The following is a 13,479-nucleotide window of genomic DNA, read 5'->3' as shown; positions in this document are numbered from 1 at the left end:
CACCGGCAGCCAGCCCGCGGCCTGGATCCGCGGCCACTGGCGCATCGAGAACCAACCGCACCACGTCCGCGACCGCACCTTCCACGAGGACGCCTCGCACATCCGCACCCGCCACCCGCCCCGCGTCATGGCCGGCCTGCGCAACCTCGCCATCGGCGTCCACCGCCAGGACGGCCACACCAACATCGCCGCCGCCCTCCGCCACACCGCCCGAAACCACCTGCGGCCCCTCACCGCCCTCGGGCTGATATGACGAACCCGGGCACAAGGCCACTTCTCAAAGACCCTGAGGATCACCCAGAGATATTCGAGAGAGGTTCAGTGCGCGGTGGAGATACCCCAGCCGGGATCCAGGTGCTGACGACTGGATCAATCTTACCTGTGACGGTGAATGCCTGTAATGTCGGAGCCAGCTGGTTGAGCAACACTAGGGCGTCCGACATCGTCTGCGCGTAGAACTGCTGAGATGCCGTCAGGGAACCTTTGAGGTCGAAGAGGTAACAGGGTTCTTGAGACCGAGAGTAGACAGCCAGTGTCAGTGGCACCTTGTACAAGGTACTTGCAGCGGCCCATGGTTCGAAGCTGGCGGCTTCGAGCATCTCTTCGAACGAATTTGTTTCCCAGCCTGTCAGCGGATCCGTGAGAGTGGTCCACTCCCCCGTGCTGTAGCACCAGCTCTGACGAGGCTCATCAGTGTTCCGTTGTTCACTGCTCGCCATAAACGCTCCTTGCTCGTGGCCACCCACCCGGATGTCTTCCTCCTGGCTACTGAGGACTCTAGAACGTCAGGAGAGGCCAGCAAGCTCACTGGTCGAATTCAGGACCGCAGCTAGTGCCGAGCTCGCCGTCGCCGGTGCTCCTTTACCTCCCAGGTGCCGTCGATGCTCAACATCCCCCGCCCCGGAGTGGCATGATCAAGATGCCAGAATCTCAATCAACAGGCAGGGGCCTTCTTCTTTAAATTTCGTGGCCATCACTCAATCGGTGTCAAATTGAAAAAGATCAGCCGTCTGCCGATTCGGGGAAATTACCGGCGATGAGTTCGTACGAACGTAGCAGGTCGCGGTGGTCGTGCACCATGGCCGTCAGCATCAATTCATCTGCCTTAGTCTCGGCAAAGAGTTTTTCCAGGCTTTTCCGAACCTCTTCAGGATCACCTATCACTTGGGTGGCAAAATACTGCTCGACCACCTCGCGGTCTTTGCGACTGTAGATGTGGTTCTCCACATCGCTCGGCGAAGGGAGAAAATGCTGCGGTTCCATACTCGGATTTCCATTGCATATTCTCAGAAAAGCGAGTGCGCCGGGCTCCGCGAGTTTCCTCGCTCGTTCTTCGGTTTCCGCGCAAATAACTGGTGCGGTGATCAGCGCGTACGGCTCCGTGAAGTCCCGTGAGGAGCGGAAGGCTGCGCGGTATGCGGCCAGGGCGGCAACCGTCCCAGTTGGGTTGAGGTGATGCGCGTACGCGAATCTGAGGCCCAGTAGTCCGGCCACCTTGGCGCTTCGGTCGCTCGCTCCCAGCATCCACATCCTTGGCCGGTTACCTGCGGCGGGAACTGCAATACTGTCGCCGTCGAAGTAACGCCGTAACTCGTCGACTGTGCGAACAAACTCCTCCGTGGACGCCTGCGCCCCAGAAAGACCGAGTGCCTTCATCGCCGCCGGGTCGACTCCCGAGCTCTTTCCCACGCCTAGGTCGACGCGGCCCGGATGTAGCGCCTCCAGTGTGCCGAACTGCTCGGCCACGACGAACGGCCGGTGGTTCTGCAGCATCACGCCGCCAGATCCCACATGGATCCGGGAGGTACGGCTGGCGATCTCCCCCACCATTACGGGAGGAACAGAGCTAGCAATGCCGGGCATGGCATGGTGCTCCGCCATCCAGTATCTGACGTATCCGAGCCGGTCGGCATCCTCTGCCAGTGAAAGCGTGTTCCTCAGAGCCTGTGCCGAATTTGACCCGGCGACAATGGGCGCCAGGTCAAGAATCGATATCGGAATATCCATAAGAGGAATCCAGGATCCTTTGAGAGTTTCTACATAATTGCTCAGTGGGGCCTTGGGGCTGCTGTCGAAATGCGTGAGGAGTGACGAATCTCTGAACCTCGAGGCTTCGCTAGTCTTGAATTTCCTCTTCCATTGAAACCTTCAGGTTGTGTCCTTGGAAGATTTCCAGTGCGACCTTGGGGTCGTTGGTGCTGAACCTGACCTCTCTGATCTCCTGCTCCGGTGCAAAGGGTTTGGGGCGTACCAGGACCGGATCACCCAACACGATTGCGATATTTGTCGAGTCGCCGATCGGCATAGCGAGAATTGCGTCCTTGATGTTTACGGATTTTTTGTACCCACTGTGTCGCACCATCGTGGCCGCGACCTTTCCATGCAGCGGGACGGAGATGCTGACAAAGTGCACAAACCTGAGCGTCAGGGTGCCGTTGCCCAACACGTGAGGCCGGCTACTGAGTGCGCCGAGGAAGCCGAGGACCCACACGGTGCCGTAGATCGCGAGAACGAGCAGCACGATACGGGCGGTCGCCCAGGGCAAAAGCAGCTCGATTGCGAGAATCTCGAGCGGGGTAAGGAAGATCATCACCCACATGATCGGCCGGATTTCGCTGCCGTATGACATAGGTTGCTGACCAGGGGCGACATCGGGCCTGCGTCGAATCCAGCGCCACAGAGACCGCAGCAGGCCCAGTTCCATGCCCATCATCTTGGCAACGGGGGCGGGCAGCACCACCCGCAGCGCCTCTTCGAGGGCCTGCTGACCATCGGCACCGTTGGCTCGGGACATGCGGTAGGCCCGCCGGGCTAAAGTGATCTCCGCCAGGACGACGCCGATGAGCAGCACTTCGAGGGTGAGCGCGACGACAACGGCCTGGCCGACGGTCAGCACTTCTGACCACACCAGGACGACCTGCAGAAGGACGACTGTGGGGATGGCCCAACGGGTAGCCGACTTAACGTACTTATTCAAGAGGTTCTTCCGTCCTACGCAGCATGACAGCATCCTGACACATCATCACAGCGTATTCTGCATAGGATTCCAGCCGCAAGCGGATAGTCGGCCAGTTCTGTTCGATGTGGTGTCGGGTGTGAAAGCACATCTGGTACCAGTCGGGAAGCCCTGGGATGCCACCGTCCCGCACGTAGGCGATACCGTGCGCCTCAAGTTGCTCGCGGACCGGCACAGTGGCCATCTTCGCGACGGTGGCGCCGTTGACGCTCAGTAGCAGAATTCCTCCGGGTGCCAGAATGCGGGTGAATTCCGCGAGCCATGCCTGCTGATCCTCTTCCGGAATGTGCGAGAACACAGAGACGCCGTACACTACGTCCACACTCGCGTCCTCGAAAGGCAGAGGTGGAAGCCGCTCTGTGACGGCGAACTCGGCACGACCCGCTAGGTTCTTACGGCACCATTCGATTGCCTGTGCGTCTACGTCGACACCATGGAAACGTGCCTGCGTCTCTTCGGGTACCAGATGGCGCAGTACACGGGCGCACCCACAGCCGAAGTCCACTATGGTCTGACCGGGTACGCCGAACGGCATCCCGCCCTTTTCGAACAATGTGCGGATCTCGGCACCGATGCGTTGCCCGAAGAGCTGGAACATCGCTTCGTCCTCCACCCCCGTCACCCGGGTACGGAGGTGCGCCGGGGGCATGGGGGACGCTGCTTCTATCGTCATGTGCTCTGTTCCCATTCTTCTTCGACGGCGATCCAGGTTTCCCCAACGAGCAGCCGTGTTAGGAAGGCGTAGGGCATCAGTCCGTATCCTCCCTGTCCCCAGTCAGTGCCCCAGCTGTTCCGCACCCGGAACGCGCCCGGCCCACTGTCACGCCCCCAGGGGTTGGTGTCGACGTCGTCGTCGTAGCCGGTCAGAAGGATCACGTGGGGGCCGACGGACGCCTCCCCCTCGATCTGGACAGGCATGATGCCGCCGTTGACCAGGGACAGCGACAGTGACGGGCACAGCCGGATCTCTACCCCGACCGGGATTCCCAGCGCCAAGGCTCTGCGAACGGTGTCGTGCAGCTGCACGCCGTCGGAGGCGGCGAGCCGGCGTCCGACTGGTGAGGACCGGCGGGCCGCTTCGTAACAACGCTGCGGCGGGTTGCGGTTCACTCGGTCGGGCCGCGCCGGGTCAAAGGGCCAGATCTCCTCTGCGCACAGACCTGACTCGGCCCAGGCTCGGAAGCTGTGCTCCAGCCGTGATCCATTGCTGTCGGCGTTGCCCCGAAGCGTTCTGCTGGTGCGGTAGTTGAACAGGACGGACGGCGTAAAATCGTCGCGCGAGGCACGCCGCAGGTAGTACCCGGCGACTGCGGTGGTGACTGCGGCGGTGCACAGCGGGACTGTGCCCTGGTTAATCACCGGCGGCATCCACTCGGCGAGGTCGATACCGGAGCTGGCAGGTTCGCCGCTCGTCCACCAGGGCGGGGACAGCTGGGCGAGGTAGTCGCGATTCACCAGAGGGGACCCGACCGTACTCATGTCGTGGTCCGTTGCCGGACGGTGTGATCGATTCGCGCCTGCCTGCGGGCGGTCGCGGCGTAGAAATGCCGTACCGCGTCGGGGTGGAAGTCCGAGAGGGGGCGGGCCTCGGGCAGGAAGCTGTCGCCTCCCTCTCCGCGGACCGTCAGCGCGCTGTCCTCGCCCTCGCTGGGGCGCACCTGCGGGCTGACGTAGTCGATGGCGAAGTTGTACCGGCTGTGGTCGGTGGTGTTGGGCCTTGAGCAGTGGACCATCGCCAGGTGGTGGACGGAGCACTGGCCAGCGGTCAGCACTACCGGGACGGAGGACGACTCGTCGACCTCCATAGCCACCTCCTCGCCTCGCATGATGTCTTCGAGGCCACTGCCCCCCCAGCGGTGGGCCACTGCGCCCTGCGCGTGGGAGCCGCGTGAGTAGCGCATCGTCCCGTTGGCGACGGTGCTGTCGGTGAGTGCCACCCATACCCGCACCGCGTGTTCCTGGTAGCCCTCCAGCCCTAGGTAGATCGCGTCTTGGTGCCAGGCGAGCGAACTTCCGCTGTGCGCCGGCCTGGTGAACAGGTTCGTGGACCACACCATGAGGTCGGGCCCGAGCAGCGGTTCCACCACATCAAGGATGGCGGGGTGGTGGACGAGGCGGTCTGCCCAGGTCGTCACCAGATGGATCTTGGGAAACGTTGCGTACCGTGCCATGGTCCCGCCGACGCTGTTGACCGCGCGCAAGTAAGTGCGGCAGTCAGCCAGTGCCTGTTCAGCGTCCACGGTACCGATGGTGTCGAGGGGGAAGACGTAGCCGTCCGTTCGGAAACGATCCCGCAGGCTGGTTGCCGTGGTGCTCATGCAGCCTCCCCGCTGCTGCTGGAGGAAGAGGCGGTGGCGTCCCGCCGCATGGCGTCGAGCAGCAGGGCGGCATCCATGCCCTTGGCGTCCGGCGCCTCGGGGGACCGTAGAAACGAGGCGAGCGCGGTCCGCCGATCCTCGGGCATTTTGCCTTTCAGCTCATACAGGGCGGCGGAGCTGGTGCGTTGGGGGAAGTAGAGTGCCTTGGCCGTTGCCAGGAAGAGTTCGGCATGCTCGGATTCAATGATCTCCCGGTGCACGGCCTCAGCCGTGGCTACCCTGATGTTGACCATGGGTTCGCATATCGCCCGCAGGCTCTCGGAGTCAAAGGTGATGGCTACCTCGTCGTCATCCTCGATCTCGCCGGAGGCATACATCCCGTAGACGGTGCCGACTCCGTTCATACCGAAGACATCCAGTTCCGCGGCACGCAGCGCTCCCATGCTGGAGGAGCCATACATGACCACCCCGCGGTCCATTGCTTTCAGGACCTCTTTGGGGGAGATGCTGAAGCTCTGAAGGAACTTCCCATCGACGATGCCGATATGGGTGGGTGGGTTCACCCGCGCCATCAGCGTGTCGATGTCGCCGCGCTCGACTGGCGGAAGGAATTCGGCGTCCGGCAGTTTCTCTCGGGCTTGCTCGACGGGCAGGCTGGGGCCGAGAAACACCGTCACACGTGGCGTTTCCGCCCCACCGGTGTTGGCAGTACTCATCGGTTGTCCTCCAGCTCGGCCGTCGTGTTCTGGCGCTTCGTGTGCGCGGAGCGGATGGTGTTGAGGGTTCTGTCCCAGGTCTCCCGTGCCCGTGGGCCGATCTTGTTGCGGTCGACGGTCCAAGACTCCAGACCCGGCACGATGACGCGCACGACAGTCGCAGGGACAGCCGGCGGAGAGAGGTCCACGACGATGGCCTGCTCCAGACCGCGAGCACGGAGCCGTTCCAGCAGAGTTCGAACGTCGTCCATCACGTCGGGACTTACGTGCGTGGGTATGTTCCGGAGCTGGACCGGACGAGAGGACGGTTTGATCGCCCAGGCGTCCGGATTAGCCCGGTTGCTTCGCCGCACGTGGTACAGCGCCTTTTCCACCGGCTCGCCGGCCGCGGTGATGTCCTCACGCATCGCCTGGATGTCCACCACCCGCGACTGCGCGACCTCTGCGATGGCGCGTACGACGGCGACCTCTGCGTCCGGATGGGTACCGATTCCGTGGTGCGAGCGGGAGAACGAGTCAGCAATGTACTCCGAGACGACGGCCTGGAAGCTGGGGATGCCGGTGGGCGAGGTGATGTTCTTGACCTCGATGTCGATCTTCGCCGCGTGGAACTTCTCCATGAAGAACTGGGCGCGTGCCGGTAGCGAGCTCGGGTCGACGCTGGGGTGAAGATCCCTCGTCCAGGCGCTGATGGCCGCGCCGATGGGCGTGTTCTCCTGTGCGGCGGCAAAGGTCGCCAGTCGGTTGGAGACCAGGTCGGCCATGGTCCAGTCGTCACGCTCGATGACCTCGCAAAGGGCGTGACAGATGGCTTCTTCCAGCGAATTTCCGGAGGCTATGCCGTTTGTGGTCGAGACGGGGTAGCAGGGCACCTCATGGAAGCTCAGGTAATACCCGGCGAGGAACTGCGGGACGAGCACGGAACACTCGTTCATCAGGTCGAAACCCTCGACCCAGCAGATCGGGGTATCCAGGGTGTAGGCGCGGTGGAATTCGAAGTTGCAGCTCCGCGGGTCCAGGACCCGGCGCCCGGACGCCTCAAGCTCTGTGTATGAGGCAACTGCCACGGGACGCATGGGCAGCCCGGCGGCAAACCGCTCGACTGCCTCCATGACCGCCGAGGTCTTGGCATCGATCTCGGTGGCGCCCTTGCCGTTGTAGACGGAAATGATGTCGAAGGAACGCGGAGAGATCGCGTTGTAGACGGGGATGCCGACACGGTCCAGGCCGGTGATGTTGGCGACCCGTGTGACGCCCATCCGCCGCAGGTGCGGTGCGACGCGGCTGTAGGTGGTCTCGGCGGTGCACTCCCTGTGTGGTCCGTTGCCGGCAATCTTCGGGACGCTCTGGCGCAGTTTCACTGAGGCTCCTTTGCCTTATGGTGTCGGCATCACGCCGCAGCGGCGGGCGCGACGTGTGAGGTTCCGTCGCCGTAGTACCGGTAGTCGAGGGCGATCTGCTGCCCCTCCCGCACCGCGACTGGCTTGGAGAACGCCCAGACCGCCGTGTACCAGTGGCTGCGTGCGCCGCCCAGCCAGGGAGCGGTCGACAGTTCGGTGGTGGGGCCGAGGCGCGCGGTGAAGTGCACGGCGACACCATTCGCAACGCCCTCGCCGTTGGCGGTCAGAGTGCACGTGGTCTCCAGGGCCCGGGGCGCATCTCCCAGTAGATCCACCTTGTACAACTCACCCGGCGTGGAGAGGAACTCCCACTCCTGCACGGTCTCCGGCCGTTCGTAGAAGCCGACCGAACGACGCGACTCGCTGTCGGCCATCGGCCCGAAGTCGATGCCGTACATGTCCTTCCAGCGGGTCACGTGCTCGTGCGAGACCCGGTGTTGATTCAAGAGAGCGTCCGGGATACGGGTGAGCGTCGCGTAGGCGGTCAGCGCACCGGGAACAAGCCGTGGCGAGTCGGTCAGCAATCGGCGGCGGGCGTCGTACAGCGTCTCCCAGATCTGCATGTCGAGCGCCTCATTGCCGACGATGTCGGTAAGCAGCACGTCGGCGGGTTCGGGCAGTTCTAGCTGCGGCGACCAGCCGCGGATGAACTCGATGCGGTCGGCAAAGCCGTTGCGCTCGGCCACGCTACGCGCAAGGTGTACCATGCCGGCCGGTTCGACGGCGTAGACCTTGCGCGCGCCCGCCTGCGCGGCGGTGATCGCGAGGATGCCGGATCCGGTACCCAGATCGAGTACGACGTCGCCCTCCCGGACGGTCTCCCGGACTCCTTGCTGGAAGGCGGTCTTGCGCACCGGATCGTCCAGCATCGCAATGTGGACCAGTGCGGCGTCGTAGCCGCCCTTCGGGAAGGGCTGGCTGCTGAAGCCCTCCACCGGCTCCGAGCGGAGCAGGCCGGCCTGGTAGAGGCCGAGTACGGTGGACAACGCCTGCTCAGTGGCACGCGCCCCCTTCAGGCGGCCGGAGAGCAGGGTCAGCGCCTCGCCGATGGTCCGGGGCGTGTGGAAGAGGTCAAGCAGTCCGAGCGTAGCCTGCCCCAGCTTGAGCACTCGCCCCTCGAAGTGGATTCTCACCTCATTGCTGGTATCGACCTCAGCAACGAAAGAAGGCACCCGGTGGAGAACTGTTTCCGGAGAAAGCTTGGCCATGTCAGAGATCACTGTCCTTCTGAACGCACGGGCTGGGTAACTGCCTTGATCAGGGCTGTGGAGATGACGGGCCGGAAGTCGCCAAGGGAGCCGTTCTCCTTGTGCCCCTCGGTGAGGGACACACCTTCCTGGGGCTCGACCAGGTGGTAGCCATCCGCGCGGAGCTGTTCGGCGTTCCGGCGCACCGCCGGCTTGGACCACATTGCGGCGTTCATGACCGGCGCGATGACCACCGGGCAGTCAGCTGCCAGCAGCGTGGAGGTCAGGACGTCGTCCGCGATGCCGTGGGCGGCCTTGGCCAGGAAGTTCGCCGTGGCCGGCAGGACGACCATCACATCCGCCCAGCTCCCCAGGGCGACATGGGCCGCGCCGCTGCCTTGGTGGTCCTCCCAGCCGGTTACCGGCCGGTGACCGGTGACGGTCTCGATCATGCGCGGGGTGACGAGGTCCTGAGCCTGGCGCGTCAGGATCACCCTGACCTCCCGCACACCAACGGCGCCGCGCAGCCAGGCGTTCACATGCGGAACGGCGATGGCGGAGAACGAGCCGCACACGCCCCACAGAAGTTTCACCCGGGAGATCGCCTGCTGTATCTCCGGTGCCGAGGCGATAGTGGTCATGTGGCGGTGGCCCTTCGGTACCCGAGAGCGGAGAGGACTTCGGGCAGCACCCGGTCCGCTCCTTTGAGGAGTGCGAGCGCGCCGTTCCGGTCGGATGCCGCCCAGCTACGCAGCGCAACGTGGTCCAGAACCCGGGCGGCCGTCGCCGAGGCCAGTCGCGCCAGCTCACGTGAGCTCAGTACGGCGTCGCGAGCATCCTGGTAGCCGTTGACGACGAGCTGCGCGCAGCGCGCCTTCGCGTCCGTGTCGCCAGTGGCGACGGCCGCCTGTACCAGGTCGCGGAGCAGATAGGCCAGGTCCTCCACTGGGTCACCTACACCCGCTTCCCGCCAGCCCAGCACCCGGGGTACGGACCCGGGTACGCAGGACGCGGTGGAGAACCGGCCGTGCACCAGTATCGAGGCAAGTCCACCGGCCGACGGTGCGTGGTCCAGTCGGGCTGCCAGAGTGACAATCGGCAGATCCGTACGCTCCAGTACCGCGCGGGCTTGACCTATCTCGGCTGCTGCCGTCGGCGCCGCGTCGAGCCAGGCCGCGCGTCGCCGTACCGGCAACGTCAAGTCCGTCACGGGTACCGCGTGGAGGTAGGCGAGGAATGCGCCCAAATGGCGGAACGAATCCCGTACCCAGGAATGCGCACAGCCATCGCCGCTGAACACGATGTCGCTCAGGAGCGCGGCCGTCGACACCTCGGGGTGCACGGAGGTGTGGGCGTCGGCAAGAGTGGGCACGTAAGCGTACCTGGCCGTCGGGGTACCGGCCAACGAGCTTCTCAGAGAAACGAGTTGCTCGGCGTCCAGGTAGCTGGGAGAACTCTCGGGCAGGGACTCGCCCCAGCGGAACCCCTCGTCGGTCCTGACACAGACTCTACTGAGGAACGGCCCAGGCAGATGACGCACCACCTGCCTGGCCACTGCCCGCTCGCCACCACCGACCCCGGTGTCCGCAGCCGTCTCGGCGCTCACGAGATGGCCTCGGGCAGGGGGCTGAGCTCGCCGGCGTCGGGGTGGTCTGCGTTGAGATAGGGACGTGCCGGTGCGATGCCCTCGGCGTGATATCGCTGCCGAATAGCTTCGAGGCGGTCGGCGACTCCGGTGTGGCCTTTCTCCCACGCAGCCACCAAGCCCTCGGCGGCGAGCAGACAGCGGTGCTGTCCGAAGCTCATCAGGCGACCCTGGTACCGATCCGGCTCATCGGCGGTCCACCAGCCCCGGCCAAGCTCACGGGCAAAGCACGGTCCGGTGTCGCGAAGTCGGGCAACATGCTTGCGATGGACCGCCTCGAGTGCGGCCCGGTGCTGCTCCCAGTGGTGCCGATAGAGGTAGAGCACCAGCGGGTCTCGGCGCTCGAAACCCTCCTCGTTGTTCACCGACTTCACCTGGTAGGGGACCCCCAGCCCGCAGAGCAGCCCGGTCAGCGACCTCAACAGGCCCGCTGCACTGCCCGGGTCGCGAGGAGCGAAGTAGAGCCGGATGACAGGGCGCTCGCCGTGGCTGGGCATGCCGTGGTCGGAAACGGCCAGGTACCACCCCGGGTACAGGTAGGGACGCCCGGAGGGCATGATCACCGAGACCTGCTGACCCGTGATCCGCGGGGTGCCGTCTAGGGGCGGGACGATCTGCTCATCGGTCACGGTCAGAGTCACCCCGCCCTGGCGGACAGTGAACCTCCCGCCGGTTTGGCCGCTGATCACCCAGCCGGGTTCGGGGTAGCCGACTGCCTGGTTGGCGTCCGAGAGCAGCGCGGCCACCGCCGGGTCCTCCCGCCGGATGGTGCCAAGGACCACCTGAGCACCATCGATCAGCCAGCGGGCGGCCCGGACGTCACCGGCGTAGTAGCTCAGGTAGAGGAAGCGCCACAGGTGGGCGACCACCGGCAAGTCGCCCGGCTCCGCCTCGACCCCTGCCGCAGGGGACAGTTCGCCCCACTCCCGGTGCCGGAAGGTCGCCTGGTCCAATACCTCTATGTCCTCCGCCATGGTGGCCAACACTGTCTCGTATCGATTCATGTACTACTGCTCCGCGTCTTCGGCAGCAGGAAGAGTTCGGCGATTCCCTGCGGGTTCTTCAGTAACTGTCGGCCGACGAACAGGCACAGATGCCCGATCCTGCCCAGCGAGCCAATCTGCTCCAGGCGACCGGCCGCGTGCATCAAGACGAACAGTCCGGCGTAGCGGTAAAGGGCAAGGCGCTGCTCCTCCGAGAGCGGAGCGACGTGTGTGTACGCGGCGAGGAACAGACCAGCGTTGCGCCGAGCAGTAGTCCACGCAGCGGCGGAAGCGAGCTGCTCCGGGGTGTCGCGCACGCTCTGGAGCCACTGCACCAGTAATTGTCCGACCACGGTGCCGACGTCGAGCATGGGATCGCCGTAACCGGCCATTTCCCAGTCGACCAGGGCAATTTCTGGACGTTCGGCGGAGTTCTCCCGTACCAGAATGTTGTCGTCCCGCAGGTCGAAATGGACCAGCGAGGAGGGCCGCCAACCGCGTCTCAGCACGTCGACCTCGGCGTCGACGGCCTGCATGGCGGCAACGTACGCTGGATAGTCGATGCCGGGGCCGCCTACTAGCTGCTTGGGAGTGAGCACGGCGAACGAGGCGAAGGGGAAGACAAAGCTTCGCAAGCCGGACGCGTCCCGCCCGTTCGCGTCTGGTATGGGAGCGCGGTGAACTCCCGCAATGACGCTCGCGACTGCTGCGAGCACGGCGACCGGAATATCCGGTGACCTGCGCGCTACTTCTCGGAACGAGGTGAAACCAACCTTCCCCTCCATGACGAGGATTCCGCGCTCCGCGTCCGTCGCGACAAGTCGGGGAATGGCCAGCTCGGAAGCGGCAGGAAGTCCGGCGACGGGGGCGAGCCGGAGCATCGCCTCCTCATTTCGGAAGGCCGCATCGATCGCCAATTCTGCGGCGCTGTCCATTTTTTTCACAAATAAGGAGGTGCCGTCCTCGAAGCGCAGCATCATCGCACTGCTACGTGCGGTGAATTCCTGCACGTGAACAATTCGCCCACGTACCACACCGAGCGATGCCAGCCAGGAACGGGTCCGGTTCCCAAGGGCTCCGGACCCGTCCGGCAGCACTCCGGACAGAGGGGGTAACGGTGCACTATCCACCCGATCGGGCCGACGGTGCACCGGGTCGGCCTTCTGCTCGGGAGCGCTGCTAGCCATTACTGGATCAACAGTGGTAAGCCACGGTGGCTATGGCGGCCATCACGCTACCCTGCGCCTCTTCGTCCGGCGAGATGCCGGCCTTCTCTTCGAGGAACGCCTGCAGGTCCTCGGGGCTGACACCCGCCAGCTCCTCTAGAGCCTTCTCACTAGCAGCCGGGTCGATGACGGAGCGCTGCTCGTCCGTCATGGCGAGCTCCGCCTCCTTGATCTTGCTGACGAGATCGCCGAACGCGGCCTCGTCTACCTGCGTCGTTGCGGTTTCAGACATACCTCAACCCTTTCCAGCAACTGAATCCATTTGAGTTCAGGAGGAACTCGGCCCCATGAAAGCCATCGGGCCTCATGGAGCTGAACACGTCTTGCCTGCATCGCGCAACAGGTATCCATCATTCCGCACGACAAGTCGCCAATCTCTCCACGGAATAGCGGGGAAGATAACCAGCCATTACGCAGGGACTTGATGTCTGGGCCAGGCTTTCGGAAAGCGGGCCTCGCATCCATAAAATATCTTTATAAGCCGAGGTCAGCACAGACTTGGAACGGACGGGCGGACCCGGCCGCCCCTCGACTCGCCCCGGTGTCACTCCAGGCGGGTGAATTAATCTCAGACAGGAATGTGCTAGCGGGTTTGGCAGGATCTACTCGCCAATACCGGTTCATTCCAGACTGCACACCAACGCTTGATCAGGCGGGCCACTGACAGCACCTGGGGACGGATCGTCACGGCTCCCGGGACAGGGTCTTGGAGAAGTGGCCTTGTGCCCGGGTTCGTCATATCAGCCCGAGGGCGGTGAGGGGCCGCAGGTGGTTTCGGGCGGTGTGGCGGAGGGCGGCGGCGATGTTGGTGTGGCCGTCCTGGCGGTGGACGCCGATGGCGAGGTTGCGCAGGCCGGCCATGACGCGGGGCGGGTGGCGGGTGCGGATGTGCGAGGCGTCCTCGTGGAAGGTGCGGTCGCGGACGTGGTGCGGTTGGTTCTCGATGCGCCAGTGGCCGCGGATCCAGGCCGCGGGCTGGCTGCCGGTG

14 protein-coding genes and 2 pseudogenes are annotated in these 13,479 nt (G+C 64.4%); 1 reads left to right on the top strand and 15 read right to left on the bottom strand.

All coding sequences use genetic code 11. From position 1 onward, the window contains the following. Positions 1–253 (top strand): annotated as a pseudogene (locus D581_RS0136380) (ISAs1 family transposase); the annotation flags it as partial. Between the two features lie 40 nt (positions 254–293). Here the strand turns inward: D581_RS0136380 and D581_RS1000000141505 are convergent. The 15 genes and pseudogenes from D581_RS1000000141505 to D581_RS0136310 all read right to left on the bottom strand — a co-directional run. Continuing rightward, positions 294–719 (bottom strand): hypothetical protein, encoded by a 426-nt coding sequence (locus D581_RS1000000141505; RefSeq protein ID WP_158688673.1) that lies wholly within the window; start codon positions 717–719, stop codon positions 294–296. A 283-nt stretch (positions 720–1,002) separates the two neighbouring features. Then, a complete protein-coding gene (locus D581_RS01000000138365) occupies positions 1,003–2,007 on the bottom strand; it encodes an LLM class flavin-dependent oxidoreductase (protein WP_051114703.1) in 1,005 nt (334 codons plus the stop codon). A gap of 109 nt (positions 2,008–2,116) precedes the next feature. After that, the gene (locus tag D581_RS0136370) at positions 2,117–2,977 is read right to left on the bottom strand and encodes a hypothetical protein (protein WP_018962013.1); all 861 of its coding nucleotides are present in this window, start codon (positions 2,975–2,977) and stop codon (positions 2,117–2,119) included. Continuing rightward, a complete protein-coding gene (locus D581_RS0136365; RefSeq protein ID WP_158688672.1) occupies positions 2,970–3,629 on the bottom strand; it encodes a class I SAM-dependent methyltransferase in 660 nt (219 codons plus the stop codon). The genes D581_RS0136370 and D581_RS0136365 overlap by 8 nt, the downstream gene beginning before the upstream one ends. Before the next feature lie 56 nt (positions 3,630–3,685). Further along, on the bottom strand, positions 3,686–4,471 hold the full coding sequence (locus D581_RS0136360; RefSeq protein ID WP_158688671.1) for a C1 family peptidase: 786 nt from the start codon (positions 4,469–4,471) through the stop codon (positions 3,686–3,688). Positions 4,472–4,491: 20 nt separating this feature from the next. Continuing rightward, positions 4,492–5,151: a phytanoyl-CoA dioxygenase family protein gene (locus D581_RS01000000138360; protein ID WP_158688670.1), complete on the bottom strand. Its 660-nt coding sequence runs from the start codon at positions 5,149–5,151 to the stop codon at positions 4,492–4,494. Between the two features lie 179 nt (positions 5,152–5,330). Then, positions 5,331–6,050, bottom strand: a complete 720-nt coding sequence (locus tag D581_RS01000000138355) for a TfuA-like protein (protein WP_051114702.1) — start codon at positions 6,048–6,050, stop codon at positions 5,331–5,333. Beyond that, the gene (locus tag D581_RS0136345) at positions 6,047–7,411 is read right to left on the bottom strand and encodes a YcaO-like family protein (RefSeq protein WP_018962008.1); all 1,365 of its coding nucleotides are present in this window, start codon (positions 7,409–7,411) and stop codon (positions 6,047–6,049) included. The genes D581_RS01000000138355 and D581_RS0136345 overlap by 4 nt, the downstream gene beginning before the upstream one ends. 29 nt (positions 7,412–7,440) lie before the next feature. Continuing rightward, the gene (locus D581_RS0136340) at positions 7,441–8,658 is read right to left on the bottom strand and encodes a 50S ribosomal protein L11 methyltransferase (protein ID WP_063738229.1); all 1,218 of its coding nucleotides are present in this window, start codon (positions 8,656–8,658) and stop codon (positions 7,441–7,443) included. A gap of 8 nt (positions 8,659–8,666) precedes the next feature. Further along, positions 8,667–9,278 carry a flavoprotein gene (locus D581_RS01000000138350; RefSeq protein WP_018962006.1) on the bottom strand — a complete coding sequence of 204 codons (612 nt, stop codon included), beginning with the start codon at positions 9,276–9,278 and terminating at the stop codon, positions 8,667–8,669. Continuing rightward, positions 9,275–10,009: a phosphotransferase gene (locus D581_RS0136330; protein ID WP_158688669.1), complete on the bottom strand. Its 735-nt coding sequence runs from the start codon at positions 10,007–10,009 to the stop codon at positions 9,275–9,277. The genes D581_RS01000000138350 and D581_RS0136330 overlap by 4 nt, the downstream gene beginning before the upstream one ends. Positions 10,010–10,239: 230 nt before the next feature. Next, positions 10,240–11,286, bottom strand: a complete 1,047-nt coding sequence (locus D581_RS0136325) for a T3SS effector HopA1 family protein (protein ID WP_018962004.1) — start codon at positions 11,284–11,286, stop codon at positions 10,240–10,242. After that, positions 11,283–12,275, bottom strand: coding sequence for a phosphotransferase (locus tag D581_RS0136320; RefSeq protein ID WP_158688668.1), 993 nt, complete (start codon positions 12,273–12,275; stop codon positions 11,283–11,285). The genes D581_RS0136325 and D581_RS0136320 overlap by 4 nt, the downstream gene beginning before the upstream one ends. A gap of 184 nt (positions 12,276–12,459) precedes the next feature. Then, positions 12,460–12,723: a thioviridamide family RiPP peptide gene (tvaA, locus tag D581_RS0136315; protein ID WP_018962002.1), complete on the bottom strand. Its 264-nt coding sequence runs from the start codon at positions 12,721–12,723 to the stop codon at positions 12,460–12,462. 503 nt (positions 12,724–13,226) lie between these two features. Then, positions 13,227–13,479 (bottom strand): annotated as a pseudogene (locus D581_RS0136310) (ISAs1 family transposase); the annotation flags it as partial.

It is taken from the genome of Streptomyces sp. CNB091, from assembly GCF_000377965.1.
Note: the sequence above shows the minus strand (reverse complement) of the source record. Positions and strands in the feature narration are given on the sequence as shown.